This is a genomic window from Bacillus sp. UNC41MFS5 (assembly GCF_000686805.1).
On record NZ_JMLP01000010.1, the window covers coordinates 373,610 to 396,444 of the forward strand.

20 protein-coding genes are annotated in these 22,835 nt (G+C 39.0%); 2 read left to right on the plus strand and 18 right to left on the minus strand.

What is annotated here, in order from left to right; all coding sequences use genetic code 11:
- Positions 1 to 108: 108 nt before the first annotated feature.
- From BR30_RS0104790 to BR30_RS0104865, 16 genes are all read right to left on the minus strand, one after another.
- Positions 109 to 831: an amino acid ABC transporter ATP-binding protein gene (locus BR30_RS0104790; protein WP_026564025.1), complete on the minus strand. Its 723-nt coding sequence runs from the start codon at positions 829 to 831 to the stop codon at positions 109 to 111.
- Positions 824 to 1,483 carry an amino acid ABC transporter permease gene (locus tag BR30_RS0104795; RefSeq protein WP_026564026.1) on the minus strand — a complete coding sequence of 220 codons (660 nt, stop codon included), beginning with the start codon at positions 1,481 to 1,483 and terminating at the stop codon, positions 824 to 826. The genes BR30_RS0104790 and BR30_RS0104795 overlap by 8 nt, the downstream gene beginning before the upstream one ends.
- A gap of 62 nt (positions 1,484 to 1,545) precedes the next feature.
- Positions 1,546 to 2,322 (minus strand): ABC transporter substrate-binding protein, encoded by a 777-nt coding sequence (locus BR30_RS0104800; RefSeq protein ID WP_026564027.1) that lies wholly within the window; start codon positions 2,320 to 2,322, stop codon positions 1,546 to 1,548.
- 209 nt (positions 2,323 to 2,531) lie between these two features.
- Positions 2,532 to 3,698 carry a M20 family metallopeptidase gene (locus tag BR30_RS0104805; protein WP_026564028.1) on the minus strand — a complete coding sequence of 389 codons (1,167 nt, stop codon included), beginning with the start codon at positions 3,696 to 3,698 and terminating at the stop codon, positions 2,532 to 2,534.
- Positions 3,699 to 3,824: 126 nt separating this feature from the next.
- Positions 3,825 to 4,262, minus strand: a complete 438-nt coding sequence (locus tag BR30_RS0104810) for a BrxA/BrxB family bacilliredoxin (protein WP_026564029.1) — start codon at positions 4,260 to 4,262, stop codon at positions 3,825 to 3,827.
- A gap of 112 nt (positions 4,263 to 4,374) precedes the next feature.
- Positions 4,375 to 5,490: a methylmalonyl Co-A mutase-associated GTPase MeaB gene (meaB, locus tag BR30_RS0104815; RefSeq protein WP_026564030.1), complete on the minus strand. Its 1,116-nt coding sequence runs from the start codon at positions 5,488 to 5,490 to the stop codon at positions 4,375 to 4,377.
- Complete coding sequence (gene scpA, locus BR30_RS0104820) at positions 5,490 to 7,688, minus strand: methylmalonyl-CoA mutase (RefSeq protein ID WP_026564031.1); 2,199 nt, start codon at positions 7,686 to 7,688, stop codon at positions 5,490 to 5,492. The genes meaB and scpA overlap by 1 nt, the downstream gene beginning before the upstream one ends.
- Positions 7,669 to 9,564, minus strand: a complete 1,896-nt coding sequence (locus tag BR30_RS0104825; RefSeq protein WP_035445029.1) for a methylmalonyl-CoA mutase subunit beta — start codon at positions 9,562 to 9,564, stop codon at positions 7,669 to 7,671. The genes scpA and BR30_RS0104825 overlap by 20 nt, the downstream gene beginning before the upstream one ends.
- A 126-nt stretch (positions 9,565 to 9,690) precedes the next feature.
- Positions 9,691 to 10,995 (minus strand): dihydrolipoamide acetyltransferase family protein, encoded by a 1,305-nt coding sequence (locus BR30_RS0104830; protein ID WP_026564033.1) that lies wholly within the window; start codon positions 10,993 to 10,995, stop codon positions 9,691 to 9,693.
- A 61-nt stretch (positions 10,996 to 11,056) separates the two neighbouring features.
- On the minus strand, positions 11,057 to 12,040 hold the full coding sequence (locus BR30_RS0104835) for an alpha-ketoacid dehydrogenase subunit beta (protein WP_026564034.1): 984 nt from the start codon (positions 12,038 to 12,040) through the stop codon (positions 11,057 to 11,059).
- Between the two features lie 12 nt (positions 12,041 to 12,052).
- Positions 12,053 to 13,048, minus strand: a complete 996-nt coding sequence (locus BR30_RS0104840; protein ID WP_026564035.1) for a thiamine pyrophosphate-dependent dehydrogenase E1 component subunit alpha — start codon at positions 13,046 to 13,048, stop codon at positions 12,053 to 12,055.
- 179 nt (positions 13,049 to 13,227) lie between these two features.
- On the minus strand, positions 13,228 to 14,649 hold the full coding sequence (gene lpdA / locus BR30_RS0104845; RefSeq protein WP_026564036.1) for a dihydrolipoyl dehydrogenase: 1,422 nt from the start codon (positions 14,647 to 14,649) through the stop codon (positions 13,228 to 13,230).
- Positions 14,650 to 14,670: 21 nt separating this feature from the next.
- A complete protein-coding gene (buk, locus tag BR30_RS0104850; protein ID WP_026564037.1) occupies positions 14,671 to 15,774 on the minus strand; it encodes a butyrate kinase in 1,104 nt (367 codons plus the stop codon).
- 139 nt (positions 15,775 to 15,913) lie between these two features.
- Complete coding sequence (gene bcd / locus BR30_RS0104855; protein ID WP_026564038.1) at positions 15,914 to 17,017, minus strand: branched-chain amino acid dehydrogenase; 1,104 nt, start codon at positions 17,015 to 17,017, stop codon at positions 15,914 to 15,916.
- Positions 17,018 to 17,046: 29 nt separating this feature from the next.
- A complete protein-coding gene (yqiS, locus tag BR30_RS0104860) occupies positions 17,047 to 17,952 on the minus strand; it encodes a phosphate butyryltransferase (RefSeq protein ID WP_026564039.1) in 906 nt (301 codons plus the stop codon).
- A 132-nt stretch (positions 17,953 to 18,084) separates the two neighbouring features.
- A complete protein-coding gene (locus tag BR30_RS0104865; RefSeq protein WP_026564040.1) occupies positions 18,085 to 20,160 on the minus strand; it encodes a sigma-54 interaction domain-containing protein in 2,076 nt (691 codons plus the stop codon).
- 183 nt (positions 20,161 to 20,343) lie between these two features.
- On the opposite strand from BR30_RS0104865, the gene BR30_RS0104870 reads away from it, so the two are divergent.
- Positions 20,344 to 20,577, plus strand: a complete 234-nt coding sequence (locus tag BR30_RS0104870; RefSeq protein ID WP_026564041.1) for a DUF2627 domain-containing protein — start codon at positions 20,344 to 20,346, stop codon at positions 20,575 to 20,577.
- A gap of 10 nt (positions 20,578 to 20,587) precedes the next feature.
- On the opposite strand, the gene BR30_RS0104875 is transcribed toward BR30_RS0104870, so the two are convergent.
- Positions 20,588 to 21,316 carry a glycerophosphodiester phosphodiesterase gene (locus tag BR30_RS0104875; RefSeq protein ID WP_026564042.1) on the minus strand — a complete coding sequence of 243 codons (729 nt, stop codon included), beginning with the start codon at positions 21,314 to 21,316 and terminating at the stop codon, positions 20,588 to 20,590.
- A gap of 38 nt (positions 21,317 to 21,354) precedes the next feature.
- Here BR30_RS0104875 and BR30_RS35675 point away from each other — a divergent pair, with 38 nt between their 5' ends.
- A complete protein-coding gene (locus tag BR30_RS35675; protein WP_081825344.1) occupies positions 21,355 to 21,492 on the plus strand; it encodes a YycC family protein in 138 nt (45 codons plus the stop codon).
- Between the two features lie 114 nt (positions 21,493 to 21,606).
- On the opposite strand, the gene ltrA is transcribed toward BR30_RS35675, so the two are convergent.
- The coding region (ltrA, locus tag BR30_RS0104885) for a group II intron reverse transcriptase/maturase (RefSeq protein ID WP_026564043.1) at positions 21,607 to 22,835 on the minus strand (1,229 nt) is incomplete at its 5' end.

Genomic DNA, 22,835 nt, shown 5'->3' on the forward strand with positions numbered 1-22,835 from the left:
CTCTCCAAATTATAAAAAAATAAAAAGATGATCGTTAAGACCATCTTTAGCATATCCCTATTAAAGCATTCTTTTGCAAGAATGCCCCATATTTATGATTCCGATTCTCTACAATACTTTTTCTAAAAAGTCCTTAGCCCTGTCAGTCCGAGGGTTATTAAAGAATTCATCAGGAGATCCTTCTTCTAATAATACCCCTTCATCAAGGAAGATAATCCGGTCAGAAACTTCACGAGCAAAACCCATTTCATGGGTAACAATGGCCATCGTCATTCCTGATTGCGCAAGATCTTTCATAACATTAAGTACTTCTTTTACCATCTCTGGGTCAAGTGCAGATGTTGGCTCATCAAATAACATTAACTTCGGTTCCATCGCAAGTGCACGAGCGATCGCCACTCGCTGCTTCTGTCCACCTGATAAATTATTCGGAAAGGCTTTTTCTTTCTCAGTAAGACCGACGCGTGCAAGCAATTCCCGGGCTTTTTTCTCAGCAAGTTCCCGTGAATCGCCCTTTACTTTCATCGGTGCATAAGTTAAGTTATCCAAAACCGACAGATGTGGAAATAAATAAAAGTGTTGAAAAACCATGCCGATTTGTTCACGCACTTTCATGATATTCGTTTTGCTATCGGTAAGCTCTTGATTATTAATCCAAACTTTCCCTTTTGTTGGTGTCTCTAATAAATTTAAGCAGCGAAGAAAGGTAGATTTACCAGAACCCGATGGTCCAATAATCGAGACAACCTCTCCACTATCAATATTTGTAGAAATATTTTTTAATACTTCGTTATTGCCGAACTGTTTATATAGGTTTTCCACTTTAATCACTGTACTTCAGCCTCCGTTCAAACCGTTTACCTGCCAAAGTAAGCACCATAACTAAAATCCAATAGATGAGACCGACAAAAATTAATGGTTCAAAATTTCGATACGTATCCGCTCCAACAACCTGTGCACGACGCATCAAGTCTAAATAACCAATCGTCGAGACAATCGCTGATTCTTTGGTTAAGGTAATAAATTCATTCATAAGTGCAGGTAAAATATTTTTTAGTGCTTGTGGTAATATCAAGTCCTTCATCATAAGTCGATAAGGAACTCCTAATGCTTGGGCTGCTTCGGTTTGACCTTTATCCACTGCTTGAATTCCGGCCCTGATAATCTCCGAAACATAAGCTGATGAATTTAAGCCAAAAGCTAAGATTGATGATAAAAATGGTGAAATGTCATAACCTGTTAATTGCGGAATGGCAAAATAAATTAACATCAATTGTAAAATTAATGGTGTCCCTCGAAAAATAGATGTATAAAGATCCCCAAACCAATTTAATGCTTTGATTCGTGATATTTTACACAAAGCTAAAATTGTACCAAGGATAAAACCTACAATAATAGAAATAATAACAAATTTTAATGTAACCCATATTCCCTCTAAAATAAAAGGAATATAAGGCACAATTTGGCTAAAATCCAAATTCATGCCTTACACCTCACTTTATAATTTTCTTTGCAGCACTAGTCTTGTTGAAATTCAGTTTATGCTTATTGCTGGTCTTTTAACCACTTGTCCTTTAATTCTTGGAGCTTTCCATTCTCTTCCATATCTTTAAGAACTTTATTTACTTTTTCAGTTAAGTCACTACCTTTAGGAAAAGCGACAGCCATTCCTGGAGAGCTTGTTGTAGGATCATCAAATCCGGCTAAACCTTGTTCCTTTATATATCCTGTTGCAACTGATTTATCCATATAAGCAACCTGGATTCGATTTGATAATAGTTCTTGAATTAAAGTTGTTGCATTATCTAATGGCTTCAGTGTAAAATCAACCTTTTTTTGAAGGGTTTTTGCACCCTCTTCTTGAATGGTTCCCAACTGTACACCAACTGTTTTTCCTTTAAGATCATCAATTGTTTTAATCTTAGAATCTTTTAGCGTGATAAACATCTCACCTGAATGGTTATATGCTGTTGAGAAATCAACATTTTGCTTGCGCTTTTCTGTTGCTGACATACCAGCAAGTACCATATCGACTCGTTTTGCCTGTAATGCACCGACTAAACCATCAAACTTCATGTCTTTTATATCTAGTGTGTAACCTAATTCTTTAGCAATGGCATTAGCTAAATCAATATCAAAGCCCTCGACCTTACCTGATGGGTCTCTTGATTCAAATGGAGCAAAATCTGCTGAAGTAGCCATTGTTAATACTTTCTTATCTGCTGTTTTTTCTCCATTTGCGCCGTCTTTATTGCTCTGACCGCAAGCAGCCAAAACCACTAATGTTAAAATCATCGTAAAAAATAAAACTGTTTTTTTCATGATATATCCTCCTATGATAAATATTATCTGCCTTCTCTGATTTGAATTTTTATTCAACAAAACGAATATTAACACATAGATTTTATTTTGAAAAGATATTTTTCTAATATAAAAATATTCTAAAAATTCTGCACCCAATTATATTAAAATAATATTAATATACATATAAAAAAGCACCTCTGTGAGAAGAGATGCTTTTAAAAATAAAGTTAACTTATCACTGTTTGACTAAATTCATTTTTCATTTTTTTCAATGCTTCTTTGTTAGTTATTAAATCATATCCAGTTAAGGCAAGGGCCAAAGCTCCTCTTGATAGAATCTGGTGGGAGTTATCAGTGATTGTTAAGTCAGCAAATTCCCTTGTGTGAGCAATTAATCCAGGCGAATCAAGACCAATATAAGGGTGAATGGCTGGCACAACATGACTGACATTTCCCATATCAATGGAACCGTATGAATCTTTTGCTTTCTTTACTTGCTTAACACCTGTACTTAAGAGATTGTCAGTAAATAACTGCGAGAGGGTTTCATTGGTCACCATATTATCATAGCTCAATTCATAGTTTTCAATATGAACCTCTGCCCCTGTCATGGAAGATGCCCCTTTTGCAATGCCAATTACCTTTTGAACCACTTCATTTAAATAGCTACGGTCCTTGGCACGAACATAAAACTGAGCTACAGCTTTATCAGGGACGATATTCGCTGCTACTCCACCTTCTTTAATAATTCCATGAATTCTAACATCTGAAGTTACATGTTGACGCAGTGCATTGATCCCATTAAATAATTGTAATACAGCATCCAATGCATTAATTCCCATCTCTGGGGAAGCCGCCGCATGACTGGTCCTGCCTCGGAAATCAAACTGAATTGCATCCATTGCTAGAGATTCACCACTTTCATAGGATTCATCAGCAGGATGTAAAATCATCGCAGCATCGATATCATCAAAAATGCCTTGTTCAGCCATCGGAACTTTGGCACCGTTTGTTTCTTCAGCAGGTGTTCCTAAAACAACAACACGCCCGCCAATTTCATCTACCACTTTACTTAAAGTCACTCCAGCCCCGGCACTCATCGTCCCTATCAAATTATGGCCGCACCCATGTCCAACTTCAGGTAACGCGTCGTATTCAGATAAATAAGCAATTGTTGGGCCATCCTTCTTGCTATCATAAACGGCTTTAAACGATGTAGGTCGGCCAACGATCCCTTTTTCAACAACAAACTTATGTTCTTCAAGAAACTCTATTAACCGTTTACTAGATTCAAATTCTTGATCCCCTAATTCGGGATGATGGTATAGTGTATCACTAATCTCCCATAATCTATTTTGAATTTTTTCTAAATAATTTTTTAATACATTCTTCATGATGAAAAACTCCTCTATATTATGACTAAAATTGCGAAATAATTAATAAATATACATTAAAAATTTCATTTCGACAAGAAAAAAAGCCAAATCAATTTATGATTTAGCTTTTTCTGTATTCATTTATTATACTTCTTCACAATGTTGATCAAATTCGTTTTGAAGTTTTGATACAACTGTTGCAGGGTCATAGCCCTCTATTTGATGTCTTTCCACCATTGAAATAATCTTACCGTCCTTTAATAGAGCAAAAGACGGTGAGGATGGTGGATAACCAGTGAAATAGCTTCTTGCCTTTTCAGTTGCTTCCTTATCCTGTCCTGCAAAAACAGTGACAAATTGATCAGGGCGCTTATCATAATGAAGGGCATGTGCTGCTGCGGGACGTGCCACACCGCCAGCACAACCACAGACGGAATTAATCATTACTAAAGTAGTCCCTTTTTGGTCAAGTGCTGCTTCCACTTCCTCAGGTGTTGTCAATTCTTTATATCCTGCAGACACGATTTCTTGACGTGCCTGTTTCACAACATCATTCATAAAGAAATTAAAATCCATGCTCATTAAATTCACTCCTTAGATTTATGCCTATACCTACATATTAACAGTAAAAATATGTTTTTTTCAAATGTAGAATCTTAATACTTTAGAAGAATTTAATGGACGCTTCACTTTTCTATCCTAAATAAATAGTAAATAACTCATCAACTGCCGTAGCTACTGTCTTTTCTCCAGCAATTACTTCATTTTCTAAAGTAGATAGGGCACTTTTCACGCCATTATGATGAAAAAAATGAAATTGAAGTTGGTCAGTAATCAGCGAATAGAGCCATTCTTTCGCCTGGGTTCTTCTTCTTTCAAATAGCACACCTGATGTTTTACCATTTTGCTCAAAGGACTGTATGACATTCCAAATATCGCTTATCCCCTCTTGAGTCAAAGAAGAACACGTATAGGCTTTAGTAGCCCATCCCTTGGTGGCGGGATGAAGAAAATGAAGGATACGGTTATACTCTTTTCTCGTCTGCTCAGCGATTTGTTTGTTCTCCCCATCGGCTTTGTGAACAAGGACGGCATCAGCCAACTCCATAATCCCTTTTTTCATCCCTTGCAATTCGTCGCCAGCACCTGTAAGAACTAACAGCATGAAAAAGTCTACCATATCTCTAATAATGACTTCACTTTGCCCAACCCCGACAGTTTCGATTAAGATGACATCAAAACCGGCTGCCTCACAAATTAACATCGCCTCTCTCGTCTTCCGATGCACCCCGCCTAGTTTTCCTGCAGTTGGAGAAGGACGGATAAAGGCGCGAGGGTTCCTTGATAACTGCTCCATCCTTGTCTTGTCACCAAGGATACTGCCGCCGCTTATGCTCGAACTTGGATCAATGGCTAATACGGCTACACGATGTCCTAAGCTGCAAAGGTACGTACCAAAGGTCTCAATAAAAGTACTTTTCCCTGCACCTGGAACACCTGTAATTCCAATCCGGATAGCTTGACCACTTTTAGGCAGGAGTTTCTGCAGGAGTTGTTGTGCTTTTTGAAAATGCTGTTCTGCATTGCTCTCAACAAGCGTAATCGCCCTAGCTAAAAGACTCCTATCGCCCCTTATTACTCCTTCATAAAGCTCTTCCACCGTCGGTTCCGAGGTTCTTCGTTTTTGAAAGCGAATATTTGGTTGAATGGATGCTGCTTGACCCTCATGCTCTTGACCTTTTCTTATCACACTTGAACATTTATCTGGTTGGTTCGGATCGCTCCATTCCGGTTTTTGATTAGAGGACATTATTGAGACACTTCCTCATAACCGAGTTTGTGATAAATCTCCTTGACGACCTTTTGTGCGGCAACCGGAATAATTGTCCCCGGTCCAAAGATAGCTGAAGCACCGTGGTCATATAAAAATTGATAATCCTGTGCTGGAATGACACCGCCAATCACCACCAAAATATCGTCTCTGCCAAGTTTCACTAATTCCTCCACCAATTGCGGGAGAAGCGTTTTATGACCTGCAGCAAGCGAACTTATCCCAATCACATGAACATCGTTTTCAACGGCTTGCATCGCTGTTTCTTCTGGAGTTTGAAATAAAGGGCCAATATCGACATCAAATCCAAGGTCAGCGAAGGCCGTAGCAATTACTTTGGCACCGCGGTCATGGCCATCCTGACCCATTTTGGCAATCAGTATTCTTGGTCTTCTGCCTTCATTTTCTAAGAATTCATCCGTCATTTTTTTCACTGCATCAATTTCTTCTTCATTGCTAAAAGCTGTACTATACACGCCGCTGATTGAACGAATTACTGCCTTATGTCTGCTAGCCACTTGCTCAATTGCATCAGAAATTTCCCCAAGTGTGGCTCTCGCCCTTGCTGCTTGTACAGCCAATTCTAATAAATTCTGTTCACCAGTTTCTGCGGCTTTCGTTAATTCTGTAAGCGTTTCTTTTACTTTCTTCTCATCGCGATTAGCTTTTAATGCAGTTAATTTTTCAATTTGTTTTAACCGAACTGCTGTATTATCAATATCTAAAATATCAATGGCTTCTTCCTTTTCTAGTCGATAGCGATTGACACCGATAATTGTTTCCTTCCCAGAATCAATTTGTGCCTGTCTTCTGGCTGCAGCTTCTTCAATTCTCATCTTTGGCAGGCCTGTTTCAATCGCCTTGGCCATTCCACCGAGATTTTCTATTTCTTCAATATGTGTCCACGCTCTATAAACCAACTCATCAGTTAATTTTTCAACGTAGTAAGAGCCTGCCCATGGATCAATGACATTGGTAATCCCCGTTTCCTCTTGTAAAAATAATTGTGTGTTACGGGCAATACGTGCAGAAAAATCGGTTGGCAGTGCGATTGCTTCATCCAAGGCGTTCGTATGCAGGGATTGGGTATGCCCCATTGCAGCCGCATGGGCTTCTATCAACGTACGAGTGACATTATTAAACGGATCTTGCTCGGTCAAACTCCAGCCGGATGTTTGCGAATGTGTCCGTAACGCTAATGATTTTTCGTTTTTTGGAGAAAATGATTTCATCATTTTTGCCCAAATCAATCGAGCAGCGCGCATCTTAGCTACTTCCATGAAGTAATTCATCCCAATTGCCCAGAAAAAGGACAATCTGGGCGCAAATGAATCGATTTCAATACCAGCCTTCAGACCTGTTCGTACATATTCCAAGCCATCTGCAAGCGTGTATGCCAATTCTAAATCAGCTGGTGCCCCCGCCTCCTGCATATGATAACCGGAAATACTAATACTATTAAACTTTGGCATGTATTTTGACGTATATTCAAAGATATCAGCAATTATTTTCATAGACATTTCAGGCGGATAAATATAAGTGTTTCGGACCATATATTCTTTTAAAATGTCATTTTGAATGGTACCAGCCAGTTTCTCCTGACTTACACCTTGTTCTTCAGCGGTCACGATGAAAAAGGCAAGGATCGGCAGCACTGCCCCGTTCATGGTCATTGATACGGACATCTGGTCTAACGGTATTCCCTCAAACAATGTCTTCATATCAAGGATGGAATCGATCGCTACCCCTGCTTTACCGACATCACCGACCACTCGTGGATGGTCGGAGTCATAGCCACGATGTGTGGCTAAATCAAAAGCAACCGATAATCCCTTTTGTCCCATAGCTAGATTTCGACGATAGAAAGCATTGCTTTCCTCAGCTGTTGAAAAACCTGCATATTGTCTAACTGTCCATGGACGGTTGACATACATGGTTGGATACGGTCCTCTTGTATAAGGAGGGAGCCCGGGAAGATCATCAATATGCGGAAGGTCTTTACGATCCTCGCTTGTATAGAGCGGTTTTAGACTAATTTGTTCATTTGTCTCAAACAGTAAATCATCAATCACACCATTTATTTCTTGATCGACTTTTTGCTGCCACTCTTCTTTGTTAATAAATTTCTGTTCGTCAAATAAGGATATATTTTGAAAATCAGGCTTTTGTTTCTTCAACCTTACTCACCTCCAACTCACTAAGAATGGACAACAGCGTTTCATAGCAATTGCTTTTCATATGGATAAACTGCTTAATACCTTCATCCATCCAAAGGTCCTGTTTTTCTTTTTCTGGCAGTCCTGCTAAGTAAAAAGTCCGCTCAGGAAATTCAGTTTTAAGGACATTTAAGATGCCATGTCCAATTATTTCATATTGATCATTCGTTCCGCATAAGCAATAGTGCTTTGCAGGATGTTCTAAAACGAATTGTCTGGCATTCTCAACAGATATAATAGAATTACTTTTAACCGCTTTCAAACCTCCGGCTGCGAGAAATCCCTTCATAAAATCCAGCCTTGCTTTATGCTGCTTTAATCCACCGAGACAAATCATCCCTACAGAGGGCTTAGATCCTAATTTTCCTTCGAAATCAAATGACTTTTTTCGTAATTCTTCGAATGGTTCTGCCAATCTACGGTCTGGAATAGCCTCTATATTAATTAACGAGTTTTTCCCATTTGCAAAATATGAATTTTTCTCTGGCAGGCTTTTATATGTAACCATTTCATCCAGATTGGCATAGACATTTGTACCAACAATACTTTTCCTTCTTGTTTGAATATCATCAATCTTTTTTTCATAGACCGCTGCTATCTCTTGCTGCAACCATTTAGATTTTAGTACTTCTAAAATGCCTCCATGTGCATCAATACGTTGAAAAAATCCCCAAGCTTTTTCAGCAAGCTCATTTGTTAGATGTTCCACATACCAAGAACCTCCAGCAGGATCAATAACTTTCTGCAGCTGTGCTTCTTCCTTCAAAATCAATTGAGTATTTCTAGCAATTCTATCCGAAAACGAAGTGACACCTGTGAGATCATCGAAAGGACTCACATGTAAGTACTGAATGCCCCCAACCACAGCCGCAAAAGCTTCATTTCCAGCCCGGAGGAGGTTAACATAAGGGTCATGTAAAGTTTTTGTTATAGTAGAAGTTTCAGCAGCAATATTCATTCTGGACTTATCTTCATTAGCTCCATAAACACTGCTCACACGGCTCCATAGGACTCGTGCAGCTCGAAGCTTTGCGATTTCCATGAAAAAATTGCTGCCAATAGAGAATTGGAAAATCATTTTTGTAAAAATCGCATCTAAATCCATGCCTGCATCCTGAAGATGTTCAAGATAGAATATCCCTTCAGCTATTGCAATCCCCAGTTCTTGAGCTGCACTTGCACCACCATTATGATAGGCACTAGTATCAATTAGAATTGTACGCAAGTTAGGAAACTTTTCAGCAGCGTTACTAATGTTATTTACCCAATCTTTAAAAATTGCTTCTGAAATCACTCCTTCTTTAGCAAAAATTGCAACTGGATCTGAACCAATATATCCACTGATTTTTTCGCTAGCATCTTCTTCTACTATTAATTCTAATTCAGTGAGAAAAGTGGATTGTAATTCTTTAGCGTCAATTGAAAATGGATATTGAGTATATGAATCTGCTAAAATTTTTCCTAGGTTTTGACTCCCACCTAACAGACTTTTCGAGACATTAAATGAAATGGCTGATTGACCTTTTTTAAATAATTGATGGAGTTTCGCCTGCAGCTCTTCTACCGATTTGCAGGATAGTCGTTGGGCAACCTTCCAATCATTTGTCAGGTAACCTAATGGATATATCCCTCTTCTAAAATCCGAACCTCCTGGATATTCCGGTACCGGACACTCATCTTGGCGGGTATAAAGCGGTTTCAAAATAATATTTTCATATGTAGTAGTTTGTAAAGATTCAACCGACTTTCCTTTTAAGGATTGCTCTGCTTTTTCTGTCCATGCTTGTTCTGATATTGAAGAAAAAGACTGATTCTTTAAATTTTCCAAACTCCTCATCCCCCTCTCCACTCAATTGAATTAAAATTCAAATAATTCTACCTACTACTATTTTATGGTACAAACACATTTCAAGCAATCTAAAAACAAACAACCGCTGCTATCATTGGCAGCGGTGATGATGTTTTAATAAATCGAAGTCGTTGATTTAGATGTATTTTCCAGTATTTCCTTCACACGTTGTAAGAAACGTCCGCAAACGAGCCCGTCTAATACTCTGTGATCGAGTGACATACATAAATTTACGATGTCACGAACAGCAATCATTCCATTATTCATGACGACTGGTCGTTTGACGATAGACTCAACTTGAAGAATAGCCGCTTGTGGGTAATTGATGATACCCATGGATTGAACAGATCCAAAAGAACCCGTATTGTTCACCGTGAAGGTTCCGCCTTGCATATCTTCAGACCTTAGTTTCCCTGTTCTTACTTTGACAGCGAGCTCAGATATTTCACGCGCAATTCCTTTAATCGTTTTTTCATCGGCCTGTTTAATGACAGGAACATAAAGGGCGTCATCTGTTGCTACTGCAATGGAAATATTGATATCTTTCTTTTGAATGATTTTATCTCCTGCCCACATCGAATTGATTTGCGGGAATTCTTTTAGCGCCTGTGCAACAGCCTTCACAAAGAATGCAAAGAAAGTTAAATTAAAGCCCTCATTTTTCTTAAACTCATCTTTTATCGAGTTACGGTACTCCACCAAATTCGTGGCGTCCACTTCAATCATTGTCCAAGCATGCGGTGCTTCGTGTTTGCTCCTAAGCATATTTGCGGCAATTGCTTTACGAATACCTGTGACTGGAATTTCAATGTCGCCAACGGCTACTGGAATATTCACAGCTTGAGCAGGTGCCGTTGGCGCAACAACTGGCTGAGCCGCTTCTTGATTTGTTGCCTTGGTAACAGCGGGCTCATTTTTAGCTTCTACATTTTGTCCTGATTCAGGAATATTACCTGATTCGATTAGTTTTAAAAGATCTTTCCTCGTAATTCGTCCACCTGCACCGGTGCCTGACACCCTAGTTAAATCAATGCCATGTTCTTGAGAGATTTTTAGGACGGCAGGCGAGTAACGTGCTTTGTTGCCTTGATCAGCTTGTTCCACATTTTCCGAGGCACTTGATGGTGCGCTCGGGCTTGCTGCAACAGATGCTTCAGGAACTTCTTCAATTGTTCCACCCTCCAACGCTATCGTGCAAATTTGCTCCCCAACTGCTAAGGTATCCCCTTCTTCAGCAATTAGTTCCTTTATTACACCTGTAAAGGAGGATGGGATTTCCGCATTTACCTTATCTGTCATAACTTCTGCCAGGGGGTCGTATTTATTTACTTTATCTCCTACAGATACAAGCCATTTACTTATCGTACCTTCGGTAACGCTCTCCCCTAACTGAGGCATTTTGATTTGTTCAATTACCACTATATACACACTCCTATTGTCCAGCTCTGGCGCTGTACCCAAGATGCCAGGGCTTTTCGTTTTAGTACTCAGCTAGTTCGCGCATCGCTTTTTCTACCTTATCTGGATTTACCATAAAGAATTTTTCCATTGTTGGCGAATACGGCATGGCCGGTACATCTGGTCCAGCTAACCTCATAATTGGTGCATCTAATTCGAATAAGCAATTTTCTGCAATGATTGCAGCCACTTCACTAATAATACTGCCTTCTTTTGTATCCTCTGTAATAAGAAGAACTTTACCAGTTTTCGATGCCGCCTCAATGATGGCTTCTTTATCCAGAGGATAGACAGTTCTCAAATCAAGAATATGAGCGGAGATACCATCTTTCGCTAATTTTTCTGCTGCTTGAAGGGCAAAATGAACACATAGACCATACGTAATGACGGTAATATCTTCTCCTTTGCGCTTTACATCCGCTTTCCCAATTGGAAGGGTGTAATCATCTGTAGGTACCTCACCTTTAATTAATCGATACGCCCGCTTATGCTCGAAAAATAATACTGGATCATTGTCACGGACAGCTGCCTTTAACAGCCCTTTTGCATCGTAAGGTGTGGAAGGCATAACAATTTTTAATCCAGGCTGATTTGCAAATACTGCCTCAACAGATTGGGAATGATAAAGTGCACCGTGAACACCGCCGCCATAAGGAGCACGAATCACCATCGGACAACTCCAGTCATTGTTCGAACGATAGCGGATTTTCGCTGCTTCTGAAATAATTTGATTCACTGCCGGCATGATAAAGTCGGCAAATTGCATTTCGGCAATCGGCCGCATGCCATACATCGCTGCACCAATTCCTACGCCAGCAATTGCTGATTCAGCAAGTGGTGTATCAATGACTCGTTCTTCCCCAAATTGGTCATATAATCCTTGGGTTGCCTTAAATACCCCGCCTTTTAATCCAACATCTTCACCAAGGACAAAAACCTTTGGATCTCTTTCCATTTCTTCTCGCATTGCCATTGTAATGGCATCAATATATGAAATTATCGCCATGTTTCATCCCCCTTACAAGTCCGCATAAACAAATTTCAGCGCATCTTCAGGTGCAGAGTACGGTGCATTTTCTGCATAGTCTGTCGCCTCATTGACAAGCTTCATTACGCGGTCATTAATTTCTTTTTCTAATGCATCATCCATGACACCTGTTTCCTTCAAATATGCTCCAAAGGTAATAATTGGATCTTGGGTTTTTGCTTTGGCAACCTCATCTGGTGCACGGTAGGAACGGTCGTCATCATCAGAAGAGTGTGGTGTTAGACGATAAGAAATGGTTTCAATCAACGTAGGTCCTTCACCGCGTCGACCGCGCTCTGCTGCTTCCTTCACAGCTTTATAAACCTCTAGTGGATCGTTCCCATCAACAGTGAACCCAGGCATACCATAACCAATCGCACGGTCGGAAACTTTTTCACACGCCAATTGTTTTTCGATTGGAACGGAGATAGCGTACTTGTTATTTTCACACATAAAAATAACAGGAAGTTTATGTACACCTGCAAAGTTGGCACCCTCATGAAAGTCCCCTTGGTTAGAAGAGCCCTCTCCGAAAGTTACAAAAGTTACGAGATCTTTTCTTTCCATTTTCCCAGCAAGGGCAATTCCAACAGCGTGTGGAACCTGAGTTGTTACAGGTGAAGAACCTGTGACAATCCGATTTTTCTTTTGGCCGAAGTGGCCTGGCATTTGCCTGCTGCCTGAATTAGGGTCTTCTGCTTTTGCAAAACCTGAAAGCATTAATTCCCTCGGCGTCATACCGAAAGTTAAAACCACACCCATATCACGATAATACGGAAGAACATAATCTTTTTCACGATCAAGCGCAAATGCAGCCCCTACTTGTGCTGCCTCCTGACCTTGACAAGAAATAACGAAGGGAATTTTCCCGGCACGGTTTAATAACCACATCCGCTCATCAATCCGGCGGGCCAATAGCATAGTTTCGTACATTTCCAATACTTTTCCGTCATTTAAACCTAAAGCATCATGACGCTTTTCTGTCATTTATTTCTTACCTCCCAAATTCGAAAAGCGGAAGTGCCTTGTCCAGGGGCGACAAGCATAAGACGAGCGCTGACAGAAGGCGTGCTTTTTGCCTTCCGAAGCGATTGGCTTATGTCTCGAGCACCTAGGCACTGTAGCTAGACACTAACACTTTTTCAAAGATTTAAACTTTTGATTTTTTAAGAATGAATCGCTTTCCCATCAACGGCAAGCGCAGCCTCACCAATGGCTTCTGAAAGAGTTGGGTGTGGATGAATCGTATGCGCGATTTCCCAAGGTGTTGCATCTAATACCATCGCAAGTCCTGCCTCCGTAATCATATCAGTTACATGCGGACCAATCATATGCACCCCTAGAATATCATCGGTCTCTTCATCCGCAACAATTTTCACAAATCCATCAGATTCTCCAAAAACAAGTGCTTTCCCAATCGCACGGAAAGAAAACTTCCCTGTCTTTACTTTATAACCTTTTTCTATAGCTTGGTCTTCTGTTATTCCCACACTGGAAACCTCTGGATTGCTATAGATACATCTAGAAACTAAATGATACTGCAGTGGCGAAGGATCCTTTCCGGCAATATGTTCGACAGCAATGATCCCTTCATGTGATGCCACATGGGCAAGTTGTAATCCACCAATCACATCACCAATCGCATAAATATGTGATTCTTTCGTTTGGAAGAATTCATTTGTTGCAATAAAACCCTTCTCTACTTGTATTTCTGTATTCTCTAGGCCAATTCCTTCTGTATTTGCCTGACGACCCACCGAAACAAGAATTTTTTCCGCTTTAAATTCTTTCACTGTGCCCTTTACTTCTGCAGAAATTGCTACTCCATTGTCCCTTACCATTGTTTCGGGGAGGACTTTTGCACTTGTTACCAGTTTAACTCCTTTTTTCTTCATCAAACGCTGCATTTCTTTTGAAATTTCTTTATCTTCTGTCGGGATAATGCGGTCAGCATACTCAATAACTGTTACATCAACACCGAAATCATGAAGCATAGACGCCCATTCTATTCCGATTACACCACCACCAACAATAATAATGGAATTAGGTAGTGACTCTAATTGCAATGCTTCATCAGATGTCATCACATATTCTCGATCAATCTCAAGACCTGAAAGTGTCCTTGGTCTTGAACCTGTGGCAATAATCACATTTTTAGGTAGAAGCATTTCGTTTTCTTCCCCATTATTCATTTCAACAGAAATAGTTCCCGGCATCGGAGAAAAAATGGACGGTCCTAAGATTCTTCCTATACCTTCATAGACATCAATTTTGCCCTGTTTCATTAAATGCTGTACACCTTTATGAAGCTGGTCAATAATTTTATTTTTTCTCTCTTGTACTTTACCAAAATTTATCGATACATCACTAGTAATAACACCGAAATCCTCACTATGTTTTGCTGTTGCAAAAACCTCTGCGCTCCTAAGAAGTGCCTTACTTGGTATACACCCTTGATGCAGACATGTCCCGCCAAGCTTTCCTTTTTCAACAATCGCTGTTTTTAAGCCAAGCTGAGAGGCCCTAATTGCGGCAACATAGCCGCCAGTACCCCCGCCAAGAACTACCAAATCATATTCTTGTGCCACTCTTTTTTCCTCCCCATAACCTTAAATTTTAACTGTTTTAAAATTCCCAGGATAAATTTTTTCCTCTTCTTCGCCTCTTAAGACTCGCAGTGCACCTTCAGCAAGTGCTTGTAGTTCATTTTCACCCGGTTGAACCATTACGTCAGCAATCCAATTGATCCTATCGGTAATTGATTTCACAAACCCTTTCCCGTAGGCGAGCCCTCCAGTTAGAACAATCGCATCCACTTTTCCAGAGAGAACAGCACTAGCAGCCCCAATTTCCTTAGCCACTTGATAGGCCATTGCGTCATAAATAAGCATTGCTTCTTTATCGCCTGCTGTAATTCGCTGCTCTACCTTTACCGCATCATTGGTGCCGAGATAACCTACAAGACCGCCTTGACCAACCAGCATTTTCATAATTTCTTCCCGATAATATTCACCAGAATAACATAGGGCTACTAAATCCCCTACAGGAACTGTTCCGGAACGTTCTGGGCTGAAGGGTCCATCCCCATGAAGACCATTGTTTACATCAATGACCTTCCCTTGCTTATGCACACCCACGGTAATGCCACCACCCATATGGGTTACAATTAAATTTAAGTCGCTGTATTTTTTCCCTAATTCCTTTGAAACCCTTCTTGCAACGGCCTTCTGATTCAAAGCATGAAAGATACTTTTCCGTTCAATTAAGGAAAATCCAGAAATTCTCGCAATTGGTTCAAGCTCATCAACAACAACTGGATCAACGATAAAAGAAGGAATATTTAAACCAGAAGCAATTTCGTAAGCAATGATCCCGCCAAGATTGGATGCGTGCTGCCCTGCATAACCAGACCGTAAATCTGTTAACATCACATCATTAACTGCATAGGTACCCCCTTCGATTGGACGTAGTAATCCCCCACGTCCACATACAGCCGACAGTTTGGAAATATTTATCCCTTCATTATCCATTGTTTCCAAAATTGTTGTTTTTCTAAATTCATATTGATCAATAATATTTGAAAAAGAGTTGATTGTCTCTGAATCATGACGAATTGTTTTTTCAAATATAGAAATATCATTATCGAAAACCCCGATTTTCGTGGATGTCGAGCCTGGGTTGATGACGAGAATCCGATATTCATTATCGTGCAACGTATTTGACCTCCAATTTTATTATTCTTAATGATTGAAGTCGAGTTTTAACTTAAATTAAACATTCATAGCCCTATGAAAGGCAAAGACGCTGAATATCCAATTCAGCGCTTTCCTAAATATATTGCTAACATAAGTTCTAGCGAGAAATTCTATGACTTAAAATATGATGACCGTTTTGGAGAAATTGGCTTCTTGAATTACGAATTCTTGCAATTCTTTCTTCTGCCATCCTGTCAGCAGCTACGTAAGTTGGAATGCCGTCACGTTTTGAAATTTCAATCACTTTTTCAATTGTCGTATATAGCTGTTCAACCTTTTTCATTGCGCGCTCTTGGTTATAACCATATAATTCATCTGCCACATTGATTACGCCTCCAGCGTTGATTACATAATCCGGGGCATAAACAATACCCATTTCATGAATAATATCGCCGTGACGGGTATCCTTTAATTGATTGTTCGCTGAACCAGCAATCACTCTTGCTTTTAACTGCGGAATGGTCTCGTCATTAATCGTTGCTCCGAGTGCGCATGGGGCATAGATATCACATTCCACACCATAAATTTCATCAGGATCAACAGCGAGAGCACCAAATGCTTCAACCGCACGGTTAACTGCCTCTTGATTTATATCAGTTACAATCAGTTGTGCTCCTTCTTCATGCAAATATTCGCAAAGTGTATAAGCAACATTTCCAACACCTTGAACAGCCACTACTTTTCCTTCAAGAGAATCCGTTCCAAACGCCTCTTTCGCAGCTGCTTTCATACCGCGGTATACACCAAAAGCTGTTACTGGGGAAGGATTTCCAGATGAACCAAACGCTGGAGAAATTCCAGTTACAAAATCTGTCTCTTCATGAATTAAATCCATATCAGCCACTGTTGTACCAACATCTTCTGCGGTAATATATCTGCCGTTTAATCCTTGAATGTAGCGGCCAAATGCACGGAACATTTCTTCATTTTTATCTTTTCTTGGATCACCGATGATAACAGTTTTACCACCGCCAAGATTTAATCCAGCAGCCGCATTCTTATAAGTCATTCCTTTAGCAAGTCTTAGTGCATCTTCAATGGCTGCTTCTTCGGATGCATACGTCCACATCCGTGTTCCACCTAAAGCTGGCCCTAAAGTTGTATCATGAATAGCAATAATTGCTTTTAATCCTGATTGTTTATCCTGACAGAATACCACTTGCTCATAATCGTATTGTTCTAGATATTTGAAAATTTCCATGTATAATTCCTCCTCAAATGATTTACTATCTATTTTGATGTAGCACAGCATAACGCTAGTGCAAGGGAATAAAGCTTACTTTCAGCAGAATCTGATCTGGATGTTAACACAATTGGTGCTTTTGCTCCGGCAATAACGGCGCCAACTTTTGCATTTGCAAAATAAATTAATGATTTATATAATACATTGCCAACTTCAATTGTTGGTACTAATAAAATATCTGCACTCCCCGCTACTTCACTATGAATCCCTTTATGTTCCGCAGCAAGCGTTGATACAGCATTATCTAAACCTAAAGGACCATCCACAATACAGTCCAAAATCTGCCCTCGTTTATTCATTACCGTTAATGCAGCTGCATCTAATGTGGCTTGCATAGCCGGATTAACTACTTCCACAGCAGCTACAGGTGCCACTTTCGGTACATCTATTCCAATTGACCTTGCAATGGAAACTGCATTTTTAATAATTTGTGCTTTCTGTTCTAAATCGGGAGCAATATTCATTGCAGCATCTGTAATGATCGTAAAACGATTGAAGCCAGGAACTTCAAATGCAGCAATATGTGATAAGACATTTCCTGTCCTAAGTCCATACACCTTATTCAAAACTGCCTTTAAAAAAATATTTGTGGGAATATTACCTTTCATTAAGACATTTGCTTCTTTATTAAAAACTGCCTTTACTGCTAATTCTGCCGCTGCAGCATTTGAATCAGCATTGACAACTTTTAAATTAAGATCGTTAATGTTTGGGTGTTTTTCTTTAATAATGGATTTAATTTTTTCTTCGTCACCGAAAAGAATAAATTTTGCAAGATTTTGTTCTAAAGCAGCGATAACTGCTTCAATGACTTCTAAATCTTCTGCCGCAGCAACTGCAACGGTGTTTGTACGTACTTGGGCTGCTTTGTCAATTAGTGAATCAAGCAACAAGTTGTCATCAACCCTTTCTCCTCTTACTGCAACTCCCATACTAAAATATGCAATTTCCGTGCCAAACCACTTTTAATGAAAACGCTTTACTACACTTCACCCAAGTGTGCACTTTCTTTCATAATATGAAATTTATTGCATGCTATTTTTTTCAATATTATATTTTTCGATCTTATAATATAAATTCCTTACAGACAATCCGAGTGTTTTTGCTGTTAATGTTTTATTCCCATTTAAACGAAGAAGTGCTTGCTTAATAATTTTAGCCTCAAATTCTTCCATCATATCTGATAAGGTTCGATCCATAACCACGGAATCAGAAGAATTGCTTACAAATGGTTCCGATAAGTTTTTTTTATTTTTTAATTCTGGTAAGTGCTGAACATCTATAAACTGATCATTATAATTCATAAAAATGATCGCTCTTCCAAGTATATTTTCTAATTCTCTTACGTTACCTGGCCAGTCATATTCCATTAATTGCTTCAGTGCCGCTGGGGTAATTCCTTCTACATTCCTTCCATAGTCCTGACTAATTTTTTGAATAAGCCTTTCATTTAAAAGAGGGATTTCCTCCTTACGTTTTCTTAATGGCGGAATATGAATTGGCATACGATTTAATCGATAATATAAGTCTTCCCGAAAGGAGCCTTTAGCAATACCTTTTTCTAAATTGACATTAGTTGCCGCAATAATTCTAACATTAATGGAAATAGGCTTTGTTCCGCCTACACGGATGATTTCTTTTTCTTGCAAAACCCTGAGTAGCTTTGCCTGTGTATTTACTGGAAGCTCACCGATTTCATCTAGGAAAATACTTCCATTATTAGCCTCTTCAAAAAAGCCTCTTTTCCCGCCTCTTACTGCGCCCGAAAAAGCTCCCTCTTCATAGCCAAATAGTTCACTTTCCAGCAAAGTTTCCGAAATAGCAGCACAATTGACCCTGATAAATTTGTTATATTTCCGGTCACTCGCATTATGTATGGCATGAGCAAACAATTCCTTCCCTGTTCCCGATTCACCTCGCAGGAGGACGGTCGCAGGAGTTTTTGCTCCTAATTTTGCTTGTTCCATTGCAAGCATCATTTCATCGGATTGACCAATGATATCCTCAAATGTATATTTCGCTTCAAGTTTACGAATGAGTTGGCGTGCACGATTTAATTCCCTATTTAAAGATTTCATCTCGGACATATCGTGGATAACACCAACACTGCCCTTTAACTTTCCTTTTACAATAATTGGAGCAACATTCACTATAACTTCTCGTTTACTTGGTCCCACTCTCATTGGTACCCCGCGGACAGCTCTCCTCGTTTGAAGCACTTTCATGTGCATACTTTCACCCTCAGATATATCGGCTGTGGCAGGTTGGCCTATAACTTGTTCCTGGGTAAGACCTGTAATCCGTGAGTAAGCAGGATTAATAAGTATTCCCCTGCCATTCTCATCCACAACAGAAATGGCATCATCACTAGAATGAATAATAGCCTGAAGCATCGTTTGAATTTCTCGTAAATCTGTAAGTTCCTCTGCTAGATTAACCACTTCAGTAATATCTTTGAAGACAGCAAATGCACCAATCAAGGTGCCATTTTCTTCAATAATGGGAATCCTTGTAGTAATAATTTTTCGATCATTTTTCAAACCCATTTCTTGGTTTTCTTCAATTCTTCTTGACTCAAGGATGAATGGGAGCCTGCTTGTAGGAATTACTTCAACTACATATTTGCCTATTGCCTGTTCTTTTGTTACACCGATTATTTCTTGTGCGCGTGTATTAAATAGGATGACCTTACCATATTTATCAATAACAACCATTCCGTCATTAGTTGCATTAAAAATAAGTTCTTGCTGGTAGGATTCATTTTTGTGCTTTTCGATGAGATCTTCCTTTTCTTCCATAATTTTTGCAACTAGAAAGGCAACGCTTCCTGGAATCAAAACGGTCTGTTTATTTTTTGTATTTCTTAACTCTTGGAAAACGGCTTCATTTCCAGTAACTTCAATTATAATATCAATCTGATCAACTAAATAGGGCTGCCAGTCTGTCCCAGTATTAATGCCTTCTTTACGTGCTAACAAAACGCCAGGTGCATTTATATTCCGATCAATGACAACACTTACCTTTAAAACTTCAGATTCTTTTAGAATTTTTAAGATTGCCGTACCACCTTTTCCTGCACCAACAATCATTACGTTCTGCATTTAAATACCCCTCATAAGAAAATTTTTTCATAATATTTAAGAAACCCATGCAACTTTTTTCATATCTATTTTATCTCCAATCACAATCATTGACAAATTATATCTATGTAATAATATTTTCTTGAGATATAATCAAAATAAGGCTTTTCACTTTGCAAAATTTGATATTGGAAGGATTTATTTATGAAGCGAATTATTGCCCTCTTGATTGTATTAATTCCTGGTATCCTAGCTGCTGTTGGCATTAAATTAATGCGTGATATGTTATTCGGAATAGTACAAGCACCATTTCCTAATTTATTACTTCAATTTCTAACTGGATTAATCTTTTTTATCGGAGGACTAGGCTTCGTCGCAGGATTTGTTTTCCATCGCGATCGAAAAAGAAGCAAAGTTCAAAAGAGATTTAAAAAATAAAAAGAGGCCATTAAGGTCTCTTTTCAAATTGCTTTCGTATTTTTAATGCCTTAACTGGATCATCAGTAATAAGTGCCGTACAATTAATATTAAAAAGACGCTGCAAATCCACTTCTTTATTTACCGTATAAGGTCGTACGGCAATTCCATTTTCAATGGTTTTAATGATAATTTCATCAGATATCGCAGAATGTTTGGGATGAATCCCTTTTGCTCGAATCGCTTTGGCATAGACCCATGGCATGTAAATTCCCTCAAGAAATAGAGGGGCTGTTTCTATTTCTGGTGCTATACTGTAGGTATAGACGATACTATAATGATTAAAAGAGGAAATGATAATTCTATCCACTAACTTATATTTGTAAATAAGCTGAATGACTTTTTCTTCCATTCCTTTATAGGGAATGAGTCCATTTTTGAGTTCAATATTACATAACAATTTATTTGTACATAGCCATTCCAACACTTCCGTTAATGCGGGAATTGGTTCCATTTTGCTGTTTTTATTATTCGCATTCAACTTTCTTAAATCTTTATATAAAAAATCTTTGACAAACCCTTTACCATTCGTAGTTCGATCAACTTTTTCATCATGGATGACAACTATTTCACCGTCCTTAGTTAATTGTACATCCAATTCTAATCCGTCAGCTCCGGCTTTTTCTGCTTCTATAAAGGCTGTAAGTGTATTTTCGGCAAAAGAAGCGGAATAACCACGGTGCGCAAAAATCTGAGTCATATCTTCACTTCCCAACTTAAATTTAGGAGGAATAACAAATGAAACCCTTACAGTTATCACCTGAAACTGCCATAAAGCTTTCTGAAAAGTTAAATGTTCCGATAGAACAGCTTATGCATATGCCCCAACATATTCTTATTCAAAAACTGATGGAATTAGAGAACGAAAAGAAATAAATTTCTAAAATCCTTAATCCAATTTTAAAGTAATCGAGTAGAGGGAAAATAAATGTATTATTTTCGCCCCTCTCACAACACCGTACGTACGGTTCGCGTATACGGCGTTTCAATTTATATCACAGTGTGTACTTTTAGATAATGTTCTAAAGCAGAGGGGACTCCCCTCTGCTTTAGTCTTTTGTTTGAGATTGCTCTTTGGACGACTTTGGATAATCCTATGAATCGGTAACCTTTTCGACAATAGGTTAATCCTTTCGCTTCTTCCTCCGGAATCCCTAGTTGAATAAGCGATCTAATTTGTTTCTTCGCTACTTTCCATTGTTTCCAGATAATGACCCTGATTCTGGAGCGAAGCTTCGTGTCTATTCGTTCAGTCACTTTTTTCATGTTTGCCACTCTGAAGTAGTTTACCCATCCTAATATTACTTGTTTCAATTTCAATATTCGGTAGTCTAATGGAACACTCCAGTTTCGCTTTGTCAGTTGTCGAAGCTTCCTTTGAAACTTCTGTACCGAACTTAGATGAGGTTTCACTTGATATCTCTTGTTATTAATGTCGTAATAATACCAAAATCCTAAGAATTTTAATTCTTTTGGACGTGAAATTCTGCTCTTCTCTACGTTGACTATCAGACCTAATTTCTCTTCTATAAATCTCACGATTGAATTCATTACTCGGTTCGCTGCTTTTTCACTTTTCACAAAGATAAGAGCGTCATCAGCGTACCTCACGAACCTTAATCCTCTTTTCTCTAGTTCCTTATCAAGTTCGTTTAACATAATATTACTTAATAGTGGACTGAGGTTTCCTCCTTGCGGAGTACCGACAGGTGTGTCTTCATATTTTCCATTCACCATGACTCCACTGACTAAGTATTTTCTGATTAACGAGATGACATCGCCATCTTTTATTGTGTTGGATATAATTCGCATGAGTTTATCATGATGGACCGTATCGAAGAATCTTTCAAGGTCAATGTCGACTACCCAATCAAGACTATCGTTCAGAAATTCCAGGCTTTTAATAATCGCCATTTCACAACTTCTTTTAGGTCTGAAACCGTAACTAAATTCGCTGAACCGTTCTTCAAATATGGGATTGAGAACTTGATGAATGGCTTGTTGAACGACTCTGTCCACTACTGTTGGTATTCCCAATTTGCGCATCTTTCCGTTTTCTTTTGGGATTTCCACTCTTAAGGCAGCTTGTGGTTGGTATTTTCTTGTTCTGATGCGCTGGCGCAACTCATCTTTGTTCTCTTTCAGGTGTTGCTTAAGTTCGTCGACTGTAACTCCATCAACACCACTGGCACCTTTATTTTTATAGACACGTAGGTAGG

Excerpts from the sequence above, each read along its gene's own strand:
- BR30_RS35675 (WP_081825344.1), top strand. The coding sequence starts at position 21,355 with ATGAAACCCTTACAGTTATCACCTGAAACTGCCATAAAGCTTTCTGAA.
- BR30_RS0104805 (WP_026564028.1), bottom strand. The coding sequence starts at position 3,698 with ATGAAGAATGTATTAAAAAATTATTTAGAAAAAATTCAAAATAGATTA.
- BR30_RS0104875 (WP_026564042.1), bottom strand. The coding sequence starts at position 21,316 with ATGACTCAGATTTTTGCGCACCGTGGTTATTCCGCTTCTTTTGCCGAA.
- BR30_RS0104800 (WP_026564027.1), bottom strand. The coding sequence starts at position 2,322 with ATGAAAAAAACAGTTTTATTTTTTACGATGATTTTAACATTAGTGGTT.
- BR30_RS0104835 (WP_026564034.1), bottom strand. The coding sequence starts at position 12,040 with ATGGCGATAATTTCATATATTGATGCCATTACAATGGCAATGCGAGAA.
- BR30_RS0104810 (WP_026564029.1), bottom strand. The coding sequence starts at position 4,262 with ATGAGCATGGATTTTAATTTCTTTATGAATGATGTTGTGAAACAGGCA.
- BR30_RS0104865 (WP_026564040.1), bottom strand. The coding sequence starts at position 20,160 with ATGCAGAACGTAATGATTGTTGGTGCAGGAAAAGGTGGTACGGCAATC.
- meaB (WP_026564030.1), bottom strand. The coding sequence starts at position 5,490 with ATGTCCTCTAATCAAAAACCGGAATGGAGCGATCCGAACCAACCAGAT.
- BR30_RS0104825 (WP_035445029.1), bottom strand. The coding sequence starts at position 9,564 with ATGAGGAGTTTGGAAAATTTAAAGAATCAGTCTTTTTCTTCAATATCA.
- BR30_RS0104870 (WP_026564041.1), top strand. The coding sequence starts at position 20,344 with ATGAAGCGAATTATTGCCCTCTTGATTGTATTAATTCCTGGTATCCTA.
- BR30_RS0104795 (WP_026564026.1), bottom strand. The coding sequence starts at position 1,483 with ATGAATTTGGATTTTAGCCAAATTGTGCCTTATATTCCTTTTATTTTA.
- BR30_RS0104840 (WP_026564035.1), bottom strand. The coding sequence starts at position 13,048 with ATGACAGAAAAGCGTCATGATGCTTTAGGTTTAAATGACGGAAAAGTA.
- bcd (WP_026564038.1), bottom strand. The coding sequence starts at position 17,017 with ATGGAAATTTTCAAATATCTAGAACAATACGATTATGAGCAAGTGGTA.